General features: G+C 66.2%; 11 protein-coding genes. All 11 read right to left on the bottom strand.

The features are described 5' to 3' along the window. Nucleotides 1-10: 10 nt before the first annotated feature. Entirely contained in the window at nt 11-10,390 is a 10,380-nt protein-coding gene (locus ABIC76_RS02745; protein WP_354532891.1) for a LysM peptidoglycan-binding domain-containing protein, read from the bottom strand. A gap of 212 nt (nt 10,391-10,602) precedes the next feature. Next, the gene (locus ABIC76_RS02740; protein ID WP_147217340.1) at nt 10,603-11,505 is read right to left on the bottom strand and encodes a helix-turn-helix transcriptional regulator; all 903 of its coding nucleotides are present in this window, start codon (nt 11,503-11,505) and stop codon (nt 10,603-10,605) included. A gap of 295 nt (nt 11,506-11,800) precedes the next feature. Further along, nucleotides 11,801-12,844 carry an EscU/YscU/HrcU family type III secretion system export apparatus switch protein gene (locus ABIC76_RS02735; RefSeq protein ID WP_354532890.1) on the bottom strand — a complete coding sequence of 348 codons (1,044 nt, stop codon included), beginning with the start codon at nt 12,842-12,844 and terminating at the stop codon, nt 11,801-11,803. Then, complete coding sequence (gene sctT, locus ABIC76_RS02730) at nt 12,841-13,641, bottom strand: type III secretion system export apparatus subunit SctT (RefSeq protein WP_102065984.1); 801 nt, start codon at nt 13,639-13,641, stop codon at nt 12,841-12,843. Before sctT ends, ABIC76_RS02735 begins: the two co-directional genes overlap by 4 nt. Next, a complete protein-coding gene (locus ABIC76_RS02725; RefSeq protein ID WP_102065985.1) occupies nt 13,638-14,150 on the bottom strand; it encodes a hypothetical protein in 513 nt (170 codons plus the stop codon). The genes sctT and ABIC76_RS02725 overlap by 4 nt, the downstream gene beginning before the upstream one ends. Beyond that, the gene (gene sctN / locus ABIC76_RS02720) at nt 14,113-15,537 is read right to left on the bottom strand and encodes a type III secretion system ATPase SctN (RefSeq protein ID WP_354532889.1); all 1,425 of its coding nucleotides are present in this window, start codon (nt 15,535-15,537) and stop codon (nt 14,113-14,115) included. The genes ABIC76_RS02725 and sctN overlap by 38 nt, the downstream gene beginning before the upstream one ends. Beyond that, on the bottom strand, nt 15,534-16,148 hold the full coding sequence (gene sctL / locus ABIC76_RS02715; RefSeq protein ID WP_354532888.1) for a type III secretion system stator protein SctL: 615 nt from the start codon (nt 16,146-16,148) through the stop codon (nt 15,534-15,536). The genes sctN and sctL overlap by 4 nt, the downstream gene beginning before the upstream one ends. Beyond that, the gene (locus tag ABIC76_RS02710) at nt 16,130-16,804 is read right to left on the bottom strand and encodes a bcscK (RefSeq protein ID WP_102065987.1); all 675 of its coding nucleotides are present in this window, start codon (nt 16,802-16,804) and stop codon (nt 16,130-16,132) included. Before ABIC76_RS02710 ends, sctL begins: the two co-directional genes overlap by 19 nt. An 8-nt stretch (nt 16,805-16,812) precedes the next feature. Beyond that, nucleotides 16,813-17,631: a type III secretion system inner membrane ring lipoprotein SctJ gene (gene sctJ / locus ABIC76_RS02705; protein WP_102065988.1), complete on the bottom strand. Its 819-nt coding sequence runs from the start codon at nt 17,629-17,631 to the stop codon at nt 16,813-16,815. Between the two features lie 6 nt (nt 17,632-17,637). After that, nucleotides 17,638-18,096 carry a hypothetical protein gene (locus tag ABIC76_RS02700; RefSeq protein ID WP_102065989.1) on the bottom strand — a complete coding sequence of 153 codons (459 nt, stop codon included), beginning with the start codon at nt 18,094-18,096 and terminating at the stop codon, nt 17,638-17,640. Nucleotides 18,097-18,187: 91 nt separating this feature from the next. Then, nucleotides 18,188-18,409 carry a hypothetical protein gene (locus tag ABIC76_RS02695; protein WP_143708243.1) on the bottom strand — a complete coding sequence of 74 codons (222 nt, stop codon included), beginning with the start codon at nt 18,407-18,409 and terminating at the stop codon, nt 18,188-18,190. Nucleotides 18,410-18,418: the final 9 nt, after the last annotated feature.

Here is an 18,418-nt window from a genome sequence, read left to right as displayed (position 1 = left end):
ACGCTCGCACTCAGCCGGGCCCCGGCGCCTGATGCGCCGGCACGATGATGAGGTTCTGCCCGATATGGATCAGATCGGGATTGGCAAGCTGGTTCAGTCGCGCAACCTCATCGATGACGGCTTCCAGCTCGCGATACGTCGGGCCGACCACGATCGTGCCGCGGTTCGCCTCGTTGCGCAGGATGCGCGAGAGTGATTCGCCAGCCAGTACGTCGTGCGTGACGGCGGGCACCAGGTGCGTGACCGGGGCGGGCGGCACGGGGGGCGGCGGCGGAAGGACCGGCGTATGGGGCGGTGGCTGTGCCGGGCCGGTCTGCTGGGGCGGCTGATTCGGCTGCGCGGGTTGCGGTCCTTGCCCCGAATTGATCCAGGCTGAAATCAGTGCGGTGGTTTCCGCCAAGGCAGTGAGGCCCGCACTGGCGCGGATCACGCCTGGCATGAAGTTCGGCACCACGGCCTTGAGCGTCGACATCAGATAGATCACCGAACCGCCCACCGATACGGCCCCCGCAACGCTTGGCGGATGCGTCATCGCCGAGACGATGGTGCCGGTGGAAGACAACGTGTACGCCCCGTGCACAAGCGAGCGGACGACATCGCTGTTGTTGAAGTCGAAGCCGCGGCGGAAGCTGTAGCGCAGCAAGCCATGGTAGAACGCGTTGAGTGTGCTGCCCGCCATCATGGTGATGGCCAGCGCCGGAGGCACAAAGCCTTCGAGCATCATGCCGCCCCACGCGCCGACGCCCACCACACCGCCTACCGTGGACGCCAGGCGCCCAAGTTGGCCCGACCGCACGCCCGAATGCATGAAGTGCATCTGCGATGCGGGCAGCCCGAGGTAGCCGTCCACGAGCTGCAAACAGGTGGACGTGACGCGCGCAATGTGGGTATCGCGCTCCTCCTCGCTGAGACGAGGTTGCGCACCAGGCTTGGCCCGGTCGCGCAGCATGCCGATCGCAGCCAGCGTTTCTTCCATGACCGCGCGGATGTGGGGCAGGCGCTCGGGCGAGACATCACGTGCCTTGGCATAGCGTTCGATGCCTGCGTAATACGCGATGAGTTTGTTCTCGATCATCGCGGTATCACCGCGCTGGATGCTGGAACTGAGGATGGCGCGCCATTGCTGGGCCGTGCGACCGAACGCCGGCAGCGCGCGCGCCAGTGAGGCCGAATCGCGCAGGTCCACCTTACCCAGGCTGACGAGCAGGGCAGAGAGGGCAGCACCGCCTGCGCCGGCCGCGACCGCCTTGCCGATCTGCAGGAGCGCCCGCTGGTTGAGTGACCCATAGGCGGACGGCGCATCGGTGCGTTGCAGCAGCTTGGTGGGCGCGCGCATCGGGCCGTAGCCGAGCGCGCGCAGCATGGCGTCGGCATCGTCTTCGGCCACGGGAATCGGTGTCAGGTCGCGGTGCTGCTGGTAGCGTGCCGGGTCGAGTTCAGGGTCGGTCATCAAGCCGTCCCAGTCGGTCAGGACGGCATCATGCGCAGGTTCTGCGGGGGCTACGTGGCTACGCTGCACACGATCACCGTGCTGATCGAGCCAGCGCTGCGCATGGGCGTCCGCACGCGGGTTGGACTGCACGCGGAGTGCATCGCGATTCGAGCGCGCCCATTGGATCGTGCTGTACTTCGCTTGTTCGACCCGATGCGTTGTGTTCTCCGCGAACAGTGCGCGACGCACCTCTTCAAATTTGACTTGCAGGTTGCGCTCGTCAATGACCTCACGCACCTGGTTCATCAGCGGCTCGTAGAGGATCGACATGTCCTCCTTTGTCAGGCGGTTCAACGGCCGTCCGAGCGCAGCATCGAAGTGGATGCGCTTCCAGTTGCCGTTCTCAAGGATTAACTCGGCCGTGGCACGCGTCAGCTCCTGCGAGCGCGTGTAGTCGGAGGTGCCGTCGAGCGCAATGTGCACATCGGTCATGTACGGGCTGTCCAGCAGCGTGCGAGCGACCTTGAGCGAGGCGATGCCCTCCACCGGATCGAGCACGTTGTCGTTGCCGGTGCCAAACACGTTCACCGTAGGGTGTTTGCCCGGGTTGTCGCGCATCCACGCTTCATAGGCCTTGCCAAACCGCACCATGTTGATGGGGCGATTCGGTCCCGGTACCGGACGTCCATCGGTGCCAACGCGCATGTTGGCCGGGTCCATCCAGAGCGTGACCTGCGCGCCGGTTTTGGCTGAAAAGTCCAACATCTTGTTGACGGAGTCCTGGTTCAACCAGTCCAGCGCGACGACCATCGCACCGTCCTTGTTGACGAGGCCGCCGACGTTCTCATCGAACGAGACTTCGCCGTGCTCGCGCATTGCGGCCTGCCACAGGCGGCGCACGTGCGGCAGCGGACGCCCCAGGCCGGCAGCCGACAACATGCTTTCTGCTGCGACCACCCGGATCTCGGTGATCACGCCGATGTTCTTGCACAGCAATGCCTGGCCGGCGGTCTCGATGTTCGAGGGGGAGATTGTGCGCGCGGCGAGCGTGACCAAATCCTGTTCATTGTGCGGCAGGTTCAGGTACGCGCGTACAGCGCGGCGGTCGGCCGTACTGGCTACGCTGAAGTGCTGGGCAAGCTTGCGCGGGAACGGCACGCTGAGCATCTTGCATGCGTTCTCCAGCAGCTTCAGCGCTGTCTGCTCGCGCAGCAGACCCACGGTCGGGTAGTCGCGCATCACGAACAACGATTCCTTGAATGTGCGTCGGATACGCGAAGGCAACGGAAGGTCGCTGTTCTGACGGGAGCGCTTCGTGACGGCGGCGAGCCCCGGCGCATCGACGTTGCGGATCCCGCGCTCCTTGATCTTGCTGCCTTGCGTGCCTGCGGTGTCCACGATGGCGGAGAGTTCGGGCCGCACCGATGCCTTGTCCGACTCGGCAAGTCCCACGCCGCGATAGGTGCGCTTTCGTCCCAGCTCCTTGACGCTCTGATCGATGGCCACTTCTGCAGGTGGCCGCTGGCTGACCACAAACAGCGTTTCGGGCGTGTAGGAGGTGCGTGCGCCCAGCGGGCTGTCCGCCATGGAGACCAGCCCGTCAAAGTGGCGCTTGTCGGCATCCAGGGCACGCCAGGACGGCATACCCTTGTCGTCAAACACAACTTGCCCGAGCAGCGTATCCGGCCCGTTCTCATTGCGGGCGAATGCGTAGGTGAAATGGCGCGTGCTATCCAGCGCGCCATTGCTGTGCGACATGGCGACCTGGTGGAAGTTTTCACCGGAAACATGCAGCGCGCGGCCGCGGTCCACGCGCGCGGCTGCCGTGCGCATGGGCATGAGGGCGAGCATGCGGCGGGGGCCGGCCATGGCGCCCACGGCAGCGCGGGCGGGCAGGTCTTGCACACCCCGCGCCACACGCTTGAACCGGCTCAGTGGTTTGTCCGCTGGCACCGGCTGGCTGGTCGGGCTTTGGCTCGTCTCGCCGGAGGACGAGGCTGGTTGCGATGCAGCCGGATGACCGCCGCTGTCAAGCGCGATGACGTCCGGATCGCCCGGCATTTCGTCCGGCGGTGTTTCTCGGGTGGCCTGTGGTGTTCGTGGCTCGGATGACGCCTCGGTAGGCGCTACGTAAGGCGTCTCTTCGGAAGGCGGCCACGCACGGCCGTTTGGATCAAGTTTCCATCCAGGCTGGCGCGCAGCGGCGAACGCGGGGTCGTCTGGGTGCGTGGGAACGACGCGGCAGTCTGGGTTGTGTATCTGCGAGCGGTCAATCTTGTGTTCGGTGGCGAACACCGGGTTGCGGATTGCCTCGGAGAGCCGCCGACTGAGTTTGAGCCCGTTGTCGACCATCAACACGACGGGCACGGCATCTGCGTTCTCGAAGCCTTTGGCCCATAGCCGCGCGTTGATCAACTCGGCCAGTTCGCTACTGGAGAAAATCGATGGCTCGGTCCGCCCATTTTTTTCAACGATGCCGTCGAGCCAGATCGCATTCGGGTCGCCATCGAGCAGCTTGCCCTCGACGATCAGCACGTCTTCCGGCAAGGCGTACCGCATGCCGCCGATGGCTTTCGCGCCGATATCGGCGGTGCGGGGTTTGATCATGCTCGGAAGCACCGGCGCGTCGCCACCATCCTTTGCGGTATAGAGGACGATGCGCCCTGGGGTGTCTTCATCGCGCATCGTGCGGACGCGTTCACTGGCTGGCTTGCCGGTTTCGGGGTCTCTCACTACGCCACCAGATATCGGCGCGCGCTGGCCGTCCAGGCCGAACACCCGCACGTTGTCGCGTTTGAGCAGGAAGGCCAGCCAGCGCGCCACTTCCGGCATGATCGCGCCCCCATGCTCGAGCGCGACGAAGAACCCGGGTGCCTCCATTTCCGGATTCATTTCCATCACGCGGCGCAACGTGAGCATTGCACCGTCGGCGCCAACGTCCCGGGTGCGGGTGGTGCCATCAAAATGGATCTGGTCGAACGGGGTGTCGATCAGCGCGCGCGCAATGTCGAACGGCGTGAGGAGGGCGTTGTCTGCGCTGTTGACGATCGGGCCGTGCCCGTCGAACGCCGCGCCGACCATACCCGCCGGAAAGTGCATGTTGTCGTGGAACGCGGTGCTGGCGTTCACGAGCAGCGGCTGGGCGGGCAGGTCGTCCCAGGCGGTGCAGTCGTAGGCAGGCCGCTCGTTAACGAGAACTGCGGGGGTGGCCGGGTCTGGCGCGCCTTGCGCGTGGAGCGTGAGCGTAACCGGGCGCGGCTTGCCCAGCGCCGGCATGGCGGGCACTTCGCGCTTGTAGGTGAGGTGAGGATGCGCGACCACCCTGCCAAGCACATCCGCAATCCGCATCCGAAGCACGGAAGATGGGAGGTCCGCATTGAGTAGCGAGAGAATCTGGTTGCAGGCGTCTGCGAACGGCCGCTGGTTGACTGCGTCGGCAACGTGCGATGCGGGCGAGCCCGCTAGGAGTTCCAGCGGATCACTCGCTGTCCTGTAGGCGCCCGACGGCGTGCCGTGTTGCGCCAGGTCGTTTGCCGCCGCGATCTGGCTGTGCGCCTCGTCGAGCAGCAGCATCATCCTGTCGCCCTCGGGAAAGACCGGCTCATCGCCGTCATACAGCATGCGCAGCCGTTCTTTCGTCTTGGCATAGAGCGCATCGGCATGTGAGATGACGGGCAGTGCCACGATGCCGTGCGTCTGCCCATCGAAATGGGCGTTGATGACTTGCCGGCGCCCGTCTTGTGCACCGTTGGAAAGCTGCAACCAGTCGAGCCCGTCCTGACCCTGCACGCGAATACCGGGGCGTGGATCAGCAATCTGCCCCTCGGCGCTGCGTCGCTGGCGTATGCGGTTGGACAGTTCGTTCGACAGATTCACCAGCAATGGCGGCGCCGTACCCGAGCGGGTATCGCAACCAAGCACGACGATATTGCTCGTCGTCTCCATGCTGAAGTTGTGATCGTCCCACACCCGTTCGGCCAGCGCGACGCCGTCCAGCCGCACCTGTAGCCCGTGGTCGGTCTGCCGCCTCGGCAAGCCGGCGGGGACGTGCTCAACGGACCCGTAGGCCGATTCCACGTCGAGCCAGATGCCGTGGTGTTCCACCTCGCCGGCAATCACATAGGCTGGTATCACGCCGGCCTTCCCGGGTGCGGGGCTGCCATGCGGAATCGGCACATCGGTGGGTACGCCGCTGAGGTTGGCGCGGCGCTGCGGGAAGTGCAGCAGGAACGGCGCGGAGTCCGGAAACTCCGGGTCGATCAGATTGATGTTCGGCGTGTCGTGGTAGGCGGCACGGTAGACGTTCGGCAGGAATGCGAGGCTGCCGTCGTACGGTTGCATGGGGCCGTCCGGATCGTAGTTCAGCTCGATCCTTGGCGCTCCCTGGCCCGCAGTTTCAGAGGGGATATAGCCGAGTACCTTGTTGGCGGGCTGCACGCTTGCCACGGGCAAGCCGTCGGCGACTGGCCTGCCGTTCTCCGTGCGCCGCCCGGCCACGGGTTCGTCCGGCACGCGCAAGTTGCCCAGCGGCAGCAGGTAGAGATACTCGTCCGGCTTCATACCCATCAGCAAGCCGAAGGCCGTCACGTTGCGATGGATCTGCCGCGCGTCCAGGCCATGCTGCTGCACTTCTTCGGGCGTGGAGCGGGAGACGACCATTCCCATGCCCGCGTGCGGTTCGCCGCCGTACAGATACAGCCGGTTGATCTCCTCGTGCAGGTCGTCGAGGATGGCAACACGCTCCCGAGCCAGAACACGCGGGTCGGCGAGGTCCGCGAAATGCAGCCCCGGCGTGCCATAACGCCTGGGGTGGTCGCTGGGAAGCACCTCCGGTTCGGTATGGGCAGCCTTGTCGTGCGGGTCACCATCGAGCTGGATCACGTTGCCGCTCAAGGCCGCGACGGGTACGGCGGTGTTGGCGAGCGCGCCAACCTCGTTGGTCATCGCTGTGAGCTGGCCCAGCGCCCGCACGGCCGGTGCATCCAGCTGTCTGCCGGCAAGCGCGTCCCGTAGATGATCGAATGCATCCGCCCCCAGTTTGGCAACCACAGGGTGCAAGCCCTCTCCAGGCTTGGGCATCCACTGGTGCAACCGCTCAAGCAACGCGTCTGCCGCTGCCGCCTGATCTGTGTCCATTGGCGCGTACGTTGTGCCGACCGCGTTGCCATTACGCCGCGCCACCTTGCGCAGCATGAGCGCCTCGCCCGGCTGCTCGATCATGCCGGCAGCCAGGAAGCCGAAGGTCTGGCCAATGGCGACAGCGCGCTGCTGGTGCGTCATCTGGTTCCATTGCGCGCCGGTCTGGATCATGTTCCAGCCCATGCCGGCCATCGATCCGTACTTTGCGACCTTGAACAGCGGCGTGCGGCCCACGTCTTCTGCGAAGGTGTTGACCTCGTCGGCGAAGCCTTTGACGGGGCGAGCGGCCATCCAGCGTTCGAGCGCGCGAGCATCGTCGGCGGTGCGGCCGATCATGCCGACCCGGCCGATCTTGCCCAGCGTGCCGATGCCGTCGGTGGCGGTCATCAGCAGCGCAAAGCCGGCATCGGCCCAGGCGGTGGCGTCGCCCGGGTGTTCCAGCACGCGCACGGCGGCTTCGCTTGTTTGCATGGCGCCGATGGCGAACATCGTGCCGCGCGCGGCCATCGCCAGCAGCACCATCTCGGGCGCGGCGAAGGGTGCGGCCACCATCGACACCACGGCTGCGCTGATCATGATCGCCGTCTCGGGCGTCAGCCACGGTTCGTGGCCGGTCTCGTGCGTGGCGACCAGCGCCATGGCGTTGCCCTGGTCGTCAAATGTCGCCTGGCCGCCCACCAGGTAAGACACCTGGCCGAGGCCGAAATCGTTGTTGCTGACCCAGTCGCTCCAGCTGTCGTACACGCGCGTCTTGTGCGCCTTGTCGGTGCTCGCGCTGACGTAGCGGTCGTGGCCGTCGCGGCGCACGTCGAGCAGCACCGATTGCTGCGGGTCGCTGCTGCCTTCGGCCAGTACAAAGGTGAGACCGGTGACGGTGACGGGGCCCGTGTCGCCGCCGCCGGCCTGCCACGCGGCACGGGCGAGGTCGTCGAGCGTGGTACCGCTGCCGTCCTGGTTGCGGTAGACGAGCTGGTTGGGGTCGTAGTAGCGGAACGTGCCGTCGTGCACGGCCTGCCAGTCGGCCGCGGTAACGGGTGTGCGTGCGCTGATGCCGGCCTGCTGGCCGACGTAGTCGCTGAAATCGGAAAACGTGGCAAAGCTGCGCGGTGCCAGGCCGCTGGCCTTGGCCAGTTGCTGGAATTCGGACGAGAACGACTGGTTGACCTTGGCGGCCGGGCTGTCGTCCGATGCGGCTTCGCCCTTGGCATCCTTGAGCGCCATGTTCATCGGATTGACCACGCGGTCGGTCGGCGCAATGCCGGCGGCCGCTTGCGTCATGGCGCCGGTCTTGTCTCGGTAGCTGTAGCCGCTGAGCGCAGAGAGGAACAGTTTGGGCGGCGCTCCGGCTTCGAGCGCCTTGCTGATGGTCGGCATCAGGTTCGTGTCGACGCTGAGCATGCCGGCCTCGGTGCCGCCGTAGTCCGACAGCACGGGCTTGTCGCCGGTCAGGCGCTGCTGGAATGCGTGGACGAGGCGCCCGTAACCATCCACGAGCGCGTTCTCGCCATTGCCGAGGATAAGCCCGCCGTTGAACAGCCGGTTACCGATGCGCGCGAGGTTGCGGTAGTAATCCACCGCCTTCTGGTCGCGCGGGTGGTTGGCGATCCAGTTCATCATCGCCGAGGGCGGCTTGCCGCCGGGCGGGTCGATGACGGCGTAGAGCCGCGCCATCAGGTTGGGCGTGGTGGCCAGGCTGTCGAGCAGGTCGGCCGTGCGCGCGATGCCGTCGGCTGGCGGCAGCGTGGTGGTGAGCCGGGCGGTTTCGTCCACCATGTGCTGCACGGTCGGGTCGTTCTCCACGGCGTTCTGGATGGCGTGGTCGAAATCCACCGGCAGATACGACGACAGCATGTGGCTCATCTGGTCCAGCGCCTTGATGCGGTCTTGCGGCTCGCCGCGCACGGGGTCGATGACGGTGTTCACCACGTTCTGCCGCATCTGCTGGATGCGGCTGTCGCCGAGGATGGCGTCGCGCACGGTGTTGCCGCCCGGCGCATCGCCCATCGCTGCCGTGTATTGCTGAAGCGCTTCCAGCCCCTTGTATTCGGGGGCCTCCGCCCCCTGGCCCGGCGGCGTGCTGCGCATGGTGTTGTCTACCAACTCCGTCACGATGGCCGCCTGCAGATAGGTGCCCGACAACTGCGGGACCTGCCCATCGTGATGTTGGTAGAGCTGCTGCACGGCGGCCTGCAGGTCGTTCTGGTAGACACCGTTCAGGCCGTAACGGAGCAGATCGTCGCCGGGAATCTGCGGATACGTGTCCTTGAGTTCCTGGACGATCGCCTTGTTGTACGCCGTGGTGGCGGTGGCCAGCGCCTGGTTGGCGCTCGTTACGTCGCCGTGGCTGTCGGCGGCTTGCTTTTGCCGGATCTGCGCTTGCGTGAGGTCGTTCCACGCCTGGTCGGTCTGATGTCGATCGGCCTGCAGCGCGGGGGAATCCTGCTGCGCCGGTGTCGCATCCAGCATCTGGTGGATGGCCGTTGCTGGTGTGTCCGCAAACAGGTGCAGGTTGCTGACTTGCCCGATGGCATCGTCGGTGCGCTGGTTTGCATCGATGTGCGGGTCTTCGGGCTTGAGCTGTTCCTGTGCTGCGGTTGCCGCTGTCTGGAATGCCGTCGGGTCGGCGTGCGCGCCGGCCTGCAGCCGCGTAAGGATGGCCGCGTATTGCAGCGGGTCCACGCCCGGCGCCAGCGTGGTGCCATTGCCCGGCAGGTTGCTGAGCATCTTGCCGGTGATCTGCTGGATCTGCGTGGGGTTGATCGGTGCCGCCACCGGCGCCTGGATGGGCTTGTCGGGCGTCTTGCCGGCCAGTTCCTTGAGCAGGATGTTGCGCGTGCCACCCTCGAACAGGCTTTCCACGCGGCTGTTGAGCCTGCCGGCCTGGCCGTCGCGGCCGATCTGGTCCGCCACCTTGAACATCAGCGTCGGATCGGCACCCTTGTCGACGAGCTGCTTGATGCCAAACGTTTCACCAGCGGTGTCCAGATGATTGCCGGTGTAGTCGACCAGCGGGTCGTTCTCCAGCCGATGCGCGAGCGATTGCGCCAGCCGATCGTTCAACTCCTCGCCGCTGGGCGAGTAGCTCGTCTTGCGCGCACCCTGGAGACGCTGGCTGATGAACATCAGGTCGTTGAGCAGGGCGTCGTGTTTTGAAGCCGGGTCGGAACTGCGGACGGACTGGTTCGTGAGCGTTTCCAGCGGCTGCTGGTCGACCAGCATGGCCAGCAACTCCGGCGCATTGGTATCGCGCTGCGTGATCGACTGGGCGATGTTTTTCAGGTCGTCGGCCGAGTTGCCGCGCGCGTGGTTGGCGAGGTCGCGCGTGCGCGTGTCGCCCAGCGTGAAGTTGAGGACGGCCGGCGTGGCGTGGTTGACATCCAGATCGCCCGCCAGCGAGCGCATGGCGGCTGCGTAATCCTGCTTCGGTCCATTGACGGCCTTGTTGGCGCGGTCGATGGCGGCATCGGCGCAGGCCGAGGCGAAGAGCGTGTCGGCGCTGCCCTTGTCGTGCGCGCTCTGCAGCAGGGCCAGCGCTTCGGCAAACTGTTTGGCGTCGGCGCTGTTGTAGGGCGCGTTGTGCGCCTGGGTGTAGAGCGCGGCCATTTCGGCGCTCACGGCCTGGTTCAGCGCGGTTGGGTTGCCGGCCTGCTTCAGCTTGCCGAGCTGGTCGACCGTGGCCTTGTGCGCGTCTTCGGCCGCCTTTTGCCGTTGCGCGGCAGCCGCCTGTTCCTGCGCGCGGGCATAGGCGGCCTGCGCTTCGCGTTGCGCCTGGAGAACGCTATCCGGGGGTTTGATGCCGTCTGGCCAGTTTGGTCCCATGCACGCCGTTCCTAGATGAACAGTGGGGTGCGCACGGAGCCTCTGTAACGCACGCCACACCGGCTCATGCTGGGCCCGGGCTGCGCGGCACACAACGCCGACTTTCCGTAAGGGCGCCTGCGCTGTTGGCGTAAAGCTGCCCTGGAATACGGTGCCATATGCGTGCCGCGCCGCTTGCGTGCCCGCTTGAGCGCGCGATTGAACGGACCCTGCTAGAACGCCAGCTGCTCAAGCGCGGCTTCGATCAGCTGCACGCGGTTGCGCACGCCGAACACGCCCCGCAGGCGTCGCAGGTGGTAATCGACGTTGTGCACGGGAATGTCGAGCTGGCTGGCGATCTCCTTGTCGCGCATGCCTCTGGCCAGGCACTCCAGCACGCGCTTCTGCGTTTGCGAAATGCTGCGGCCCATGCCGAGCAGCATGCGCGACATGCTCGTGTAGTCGGAGATGAACTGGTGGATGCCGAGCGCCAGCACCAGCGCGCGGCCCGTGACCGCATCCGACATCCAGCGCCGGCCCGGCACGCTCGACGTGAGGCTGATCACGGCACGCGTGCCGTGCTGTGCGCCGGGCAGGGCGATGAACACGCCGCTGCTGACGCCGGATTCGAGCGACATCTCGATGAACGCGCGCTTGCGTTCGGCATCTTGCTCGGCGTGGGCGGCGCGACGCAGGTCGTCGGCTTCCCAGATCATGGGCATGCCGCTGCGGGTCACCCATTCACGGCGTGGGTCCACTTCGAAGAAGCGTTCTTCAAAGTAGCGGCGGGCCCAGTCTTCGTCGGTGTAGCTCACCAGGCAGGTGCGCGCCGTCGAGCGAGCGTTGATGGCGCGCGCTGTGGCATACACCATCGAGTCGAAGCCCATGTCGAACAGCAGATGGCGCACGAGCATCTTGCGTTCAGCAGCGGTTGTGCAGGAAAGCAGCTCCACCAGCAGGTTGACGGTGCCACGCGGTGCTTCGTCGGGGCGCCAGACGGTCAGCTCTTCTTCGGTAAAGAACCGCACGTGCGACTGGATGGGCGGTTGTTCAGCGGCCAGTTCGAAATCCGGCAAGGCGGAATCGAACCGGAGGGTGGACGTGCGGTCCAGGTCTTGCGTGTGCAAGAGGTCCATGCGTGGCTCCGGGATGTTCTGATTGTGCAAACAATCCCCCAACCGATGCCCTTGCGGGCTGCCGTTCCTGATGTGCGATGCGCGGGTCCCGACAACCGATGCTGCTGCGCATTGCCATGGTCTTTTGACCGACCGCCCAGTCCGGGAAAACGCAGTTCTGGTGCGTGTTTCGGTGGGGCGGCGACGACAATGCGTACATTGAAACTTGGCGGCCCATGTGCCGTCCACGTCCGCTTTGGACACAGAACGGACCGCTTCGGTCCGATGTGCTCAGTCAAAGGAAAGGTGCTGCAGATCAGGCGCTGGTCTGGCTCGCGCCGGTGGCCCAGCGCAGCGTCTCGGCCACCTCGCGGAAGAGCGTCCGGTCAATCGCGGCATCGAGCTGAACCTGCTCGTAGAGCTTGCTTGCAAGCCCGGGGTTGCCGTGCGTTTGAATGAGCTGCGCTTCGGCCAGTTTGCGGATGCGCTCGGCCATCTCGCCTTCGCCGCGGGCCACCACCACCGGCAGCGTACCCTGGCCGCCGTACCACAGTGCCACGGCGTATTGCGGCGAGTACACGACCACCACGGCCAGCCGGATGCGGTCGGGCAGGGCGCTCCAGTGCGCCTCGCGGGCAAGCTGGCGGCGCCGGGCGCGCAGGTGCGGGTCGCCTTCGTTCTCGCGGTATTCGCGGCGGATTTCTTCGGTCGTCATGCGCGCTTCCTTCAGGTATTGCGCGCGCACCACCATGTAATCGGCCGCGGCCAGTACCAGCAGCATGGTGGCCACGCAAGACAGCAGCACCAGCACCACGTGCGCGCCCACCTGCAGGATCTGCGCAGGCGACTGCCGCCCGGCCGAGAGCAGCGCATCGATGGCGCCCGCACCCACCACAAAGAGGATGCCAAGCAGGCACAGCACCTTCAGCACCATCAGCCCGAGCCCCGCCAGATTGCGCATCGAGAACATGCGTGTCAGGCCATTGGCCGGGTTGAGCCGCGAAAGATCGGGCGTGATCTTGGCCGGACTCATCAGCGCGCCCACCTGCGCGAACGCCGTCAAGGCGGCGATGAACCCGCTGAGCGCGATGATGCCGACGGCAAGCCCAGCGGCATGGATTGCCAGATCGGCCACCAGCGGGCCGATGAGCTTGGCGGGCTCCGGCGCTGCCAGCACGCGGCCGAGGGTGGCGAGGCCGGCGCGGATGCTGTCCATCCACAAGGCGGGCGTGAGCGACAGCGCGCCCACCATGCACGTAAAGACGAGCGCGGATACCACTTCCTGGCTGCGCACGACTTCGCCGCGTTTGCGGCGGTCTTCCAGGCGCTTGCGTGTGGGCTGATGCGGCTTGTCGCTCATGGCCCGGCCGCCGGAAAGCCGAGCAGCTGCAACAGGCCACGCATGCCGCTGTCGGTGTCGATGAACTGGCGCAGGGCGTCATACAGGAACTGCAGGAACAGCACCATCATCAGCATCGCCAGCCCGCTCTTGATCGGCTGCGAGAACATGAAGATGTTCAACTGCGGCACCGACCGGCTGATCGCGCTCAGGCCGATCTCCACCACGAGCAACAGCAGCACGATGGGCGCGGCCAGCTTGATCGTCCACGTCATGATGGAATCGGATTCTCGGATGACGAACTGGTCCAGCGCCACGTGCACGTCGGGCAGCAGTGCCTGCACCGGCCACACGCGGTACGACTCGAACAGCGCACCCAGCACCACGTGCAGGCCGCCACCCGTCAGGAACAGCGTGATGGCAAGAAAGCCCAGGAAGCTGGCGGTCGGCCCGCTTTCCTGCCCGGAGAGCGGATCGAAGAACGTGGCGTTGCCCGTGCCGGTCTGGAAGTCGATCAGGTAACCAACGTTCTGCACGGCCCACAGCATGGCCGACGCGCCCATGGCAAGCAGCAGGCCCAGCGCCGCTTCCTTGATCAACAGCAGCATCCACATGACCGGTGTCTGCTCGCCCAGCACGCTCAGCGGCACCAGCGGCGAAATGAACATCGCCACCACGGCAATCAGGCCGTTGCGCACCAGCCCCGTGAGCATGCGCTCGCCAAACACGGGCAGCACGAAGAACATCGGCAACAGGCGCGGCAGCACCAGCGTGACGCTGTGCCCCGTTTCCATCCAGCCACTGAAGGACGGGGTCATGTCGTGGGCGGCTCCTCGGCATCGGCAAGGCTGAGCGCGCGTGCGTAGGCCAGGGCGTTGTGATCGTCGAGCTGGTCTTCGGCGCGCAGCTCGGCGCGCGCGGTGCTCCGGGCGCTGGCACGCTCGGCCAGGTGCTGGATGCGGCTGCGTGCGGCTTCTGCGCGGCCGAAGGCGGTGCGCGCTTCCTGCAACTGCGTCTGGCCGCTTTGCAGCGATTGGCGCTGTTCCTGCAGTGTCGTCTGCACATTGGCCACGATATGCCGCAGCCGGGCTTGCTCGTAATGCGCGATTGCCAGCGTGTCCACCGTCAACGCCTCGCCCCGGGGCGCCGCGTCGAGCAGCCTTGCGCGCTGCTGGCGGAAGTCGGTCTGCGTGCGGATGGATTGCAGCGACGCATTGACGGTCGCTTCCGCATCGCGCACCACATGGGCGGCTTGAAGCGTGCGCGCCAGTGCCTTGCGGCGGCGGATGTCACGCACGCGGCGCAGGGTGGCCAGTGTCGTGTCCATAGCGTTCTACCAATTGGCGGGCTTCGGCCAGCACGTCTTCAAAGCGCACGCGCTCGTCGGTGCGCTGGGCAAAGAACCTGCGTAGCGCATCGCGGGCGGCAACGGCGCGGTCGACATCTGGGTCGCTGCCGGCCTTGTATTCGCCAATCTGCAGCAGCAATTCGATCTCTTGATAGCGCGCCAGCCAGCGTCTGAGCTGGCTGGCGGTTTCCATATGCCCCGCGTCGGCCACGTTGGGCATGACACGGCTGATGCTCGCCAGCAGGTCGATCGGCGGATATTGCCCCTCGGTGGCCAGCTTGCGCGTGAGCACGATGTGGCCGTCGACGATGGAGCGGACTTCCTCGGCAATCGGATCGGACTCTTCCTCGCCTTCCACCAGCACGGTGTAGAACGCGGTGATGGAACCCTTGGCGCCGGGGCCGGCGCGCTCCAGCAAGCGCGGCAGCATGGCAAACGTCGATGGCGGAAAGCTGCGCCGCGCGGGGGGCTCGCCGCTGGCCAAGCCCACTTCGCGTTGGGCCCTGGCAAAGCGCGTGAGCGAATCCATGAGCAGCAGCACGCTTTGCCCCTGGTCGCGGAAATACTCGGCGATGGCGGTGGCGACAAATGCGGACTTCACGCGCTCCATGGCGGGGCGGTCGGAGGTGGACACCACCAGCACCGTGCGTGCGCGCGCCTGTTTGGGCAGATGGTGCTCGATGAACTCGCGCACTTCGCGTCCGCGTTCGCCAATCAGGGCGACGACGTTCACATCGGCGCTGGCGCCGCGCGCGATCATGCCGAGCAGCGTGCTCTTGCCCACACCGGCGGGCGCCAGGATGCCCACGCGCTGCCCCACGCCCACGGTGAGCAGCGCGTCGATGGCGCGCACGCCCGTGGCGAGCGGCTTGTCGACCAGCTGACGGTCGAGCGGGTTGGGCGGGGCACCGTAGGCGCTGGCGCGCGTCACGGCCGCGACGGGTCCGGCGCGGTCCAGCGGCTGGCCGAAGCCGTCGAGCACGCGACCGAGCAGCGCCGGGCCGACCGGGAAACTGTGATCGCGCCCCGTGGGAATGACGGCCGTGGCAGCCGAGAGGCCGCTGGTTTCGCCCAGCGGTGTGAGCAAGGTGCCCGAGCGGGAAAAGCCCACCACCTCGGCCAGCGTGTCCGGCGTGCCGGGCGTGCGCAGTTGGCAAATTTCGCCCAGCCGTGCTTGCAGGCCAGAGGCGCTGAGCAGCAGCCCGACAGCGCGCGTGACGCGGCCTTGCGTCTGGATCGGCGCAAAGCGATCAAGCGCCTGCGAGAGTTCGGCCTCCAGCGCTTGCGCATCAAATACTCCACCTAATGCGTCACCCCATGCGCGGCTCCAGTCCGGCAATGCGCCCTGCGAGTCAGGCGAGGTCATTGGCCGTCTCCGGTCAGCGCCTTGCGCAGCGCGGCGAGCTGGCTGTCGACACCCGCATCGATGGTGCCCGACGGGGTCTGCACGGAGCAGTCGCCGTAGCGCAGCGCGGGGTCGCCCGTCACGCGGATGGTGCGTCGCTCCAGATGGTCGCCCGGCAGCGCCGCAAGCACCTCTTGCATCATGTGCACGCGCCCGGGATGCACGCGGATATGCAGATACGTCTCGTCCTGCAGGTATTGGGCGATGCGCTTGGCGGCGCTCAGCATGATGGCGCGCGGGTCGGCGTCGGCCAGGATCTCGGAGACGGCGCGCACCACCAGTTCGGCCATCTTGCCGCGCGTGGCCTGCAGCATGGCCGCCGCCTGGAGAACGGTCGCGTAGGTGGATTGGGCGGCCTCGGTGCGCCCCGCCTGGAAGCCGTCGTCGTAGCCGAGCTGGCGCTGTTCGGCGTATTGCCGCTTGGCTTCGGTTTCGTGGCGCTTGCGGTCGGCCTGCGCGGCGCCCAGGAGTGCCTCGGCGTCGAGCAGCGCGGTGTATTCGCGCTCCTTGAGCACCTTGCGCTCGCTGAGGATTTGCAGATGCTCGCTGCTGATCAGAAAAGCCAGTCCCATGCCGGTAGCTGTTCAGGAATGAAGCAAAGGAAAACGAGGTCGGCCACTTGCTGCCACTGTTGCGCGTTCAGCGTGTAAGGCGCGCGCTCGAACGCTGCGCGCGCGAACGTCAGTGCCAGGCGCTGGCCGTGCTCGGGTGCCGCACGCATCGTCAGGTCGATCAGCAGGCGAGCGCCGCGCTCCTGCAAGACATCGATCACCTGCCGCGGCGTGCTGGCATACGGCGACAGGCTTTCCGCCACCGCATCGAAGGCGGCCGCATGCTGCAGGGCCGATTCCATCAGCGGCCTGCCCAGCGCCAGGTGAAGCACGCGCGTGAGGCGCTTGCCTGCCATGTCTTCAATCCAAGCGCGGTGCAGCACGATGCCGCAAGCGGTGGACAGTTGCGTCAGCGCCTGACGCGGCAGCAGGCACAGCCGTGCCTCGCGTGAATCCACATCGGCGATGAAGCCATCCAGCGCGGGCTCGTGCCGGCGCAATTCCTGCATCAGCACGCGCCGGCCCTGCGGGCCGAAGCGATCCCAGTTGCGAAAGCGCGCCGGCCATTCGGCGGGCAGCCAGCTGGGGTGCAGCGCCCTGTCAAAGTGCAGGTTCCACGCGCACAGCAGACGCGCCAGGCGGGCGCTGTCGGGCGTGAGCATGCCGGCGGTGGTCATTGTTGTGGTCAGCCGGCCTGGTCGCCGTCATTGGCAAACTGCCCCGCGCGGCGTCCGCCCAGGCCACGCGACCCGGGCCAGCGGGGCTCCCAGCCGCGGCGCAATGCCGTGGCCAGCACCGCCAGCACGCCCAGCACGATCAGCACGCCCACCAGCCAGACGAGCGGATTGCGTGCATTGATCAGCAGATACGGCGACGTGGCTGCGCGCGAGCGGCGTTCGTTGGCACCCAGATCGGTGCCCTGCAGCACGAGCGAGACGTTGTCGTAATTCAGCCCCTCGATGCTGTGCGCGACGAGGTCTTTGACCATCGGCGTCATGGCGCGCAGGTTCACGCCGTCGCGGTACTTGATGTAGACCGCGGCAGAAGAGGGCCGCACCTTGTCGGACAGCGGATCGTTCTCGGGAATCACCACGTGCACGCGCGCGGTGACCACGCCGTCCATGGCCTGCAGCGTGCGCGAAAGCTCTTCCGACATGCCGTAGAGATAACGCACGCGCTCCTCCGCGGGGGTCGCCACCAGGCCCTGCTTGCGGAAGATCTCGCCCAGGCGTGCGAGCGGTTCGCGCGGCAGGCCTTGTGCGCGCAGCACGTCCAGCGCCTGCCCCATGTCGGAGTCGTCGACCAGCACCTGCCAGCCGTGCTCGTCCACGGCCTCCTTGCGCGCGCCGATGCCGGCGTTGCTCAGCGCGGACAGCACTTCGTTGGCCTGCGGCTCGCCGAGGTTGGAGACGAGTTCCTTGTCGCAGCTGCAGAGGAGCAGGGCGGCGGCGCATGCGAGCACGATGCTGCAGACGCGCCGCCGTATTGCGGTTCCGGTTTCCATGCGTGATTACTGGTCCGAGTTGTGCAGCATCGACTTGAGCGTGTTCGTGGCGCCTGTCGCCAGGCCGATGTTCATCTGCTCTTCAGATAGGGCCATGGCAATTGCGTATGACGCGCTATTGCTTGCGGCGTAGATTTCGCGCAGATCGTCACTTTGGGCCATGGTCTCGTTTGCCCGCGTAATGGTCTTGTTGAGGTTCTCAAAACGCGAGGACACGCTTTTGCCCTGACGGAAGAGGTCCTCCACCCAGGCGGGCCGTTGCGCTGAAGTGGTGTGCGTTGTGCCATTGACCATGGAACTGGATTGGACGGGTCCGTTGGCAGTACCGATCATGTGGCTATGAAATTCCTGTGCGGCTGCTTGCTGGGTCTGGGTGGCCGCCGGGGCGGCGCCGAGGCCCGCCGTGGGCGTTGCCTGCAGAGGAGCGCCGGCGGCCTGCAAAGCAGATAGGGCAATGGTGTCCATGACGAGGCTCCTGCGCTGTGTGACAGCGCGTTCTCGGTTAAGCGGAGGAAAGGGAGAAAGATGACGGAGCCATCCTTCTCCGGTTCGGACGTCAACGCGGCGCCGAGCCATCCCGCAAGAGCTGCTCCTTCTGCTTCGCGTCGTTCTGAATCAGCTCGCAGTAGCCCGTGTTGGCTGCGGACTTTGCGTTGAGCGCGGCATACATCGCCTGGCTTTGCATCGATTGGTTGATGAAGGCAGCCGCCTCAGTTGGTGAAGAAGGAATGCTGGAATTAGCGCCAATGGGTGTTAAGCCTGAGGCCAGTTGATCCATAGTCGACTC

The sequence above is a fragment of the Ralstonia sp. 1138 genome, from assembly GCF_040544795.1.
Classification (GTDB): Bacteria; Pseudomonadota; Gammaproteobacteria; order Burkholderiales; family Burkholderiaceae; genus Ralstonia; species Ralstonia flatus.
Note: the sequence above shows the minus strand (reverse complement) of the source record. Positions and strands in the feature narration are given on the sequence as shown.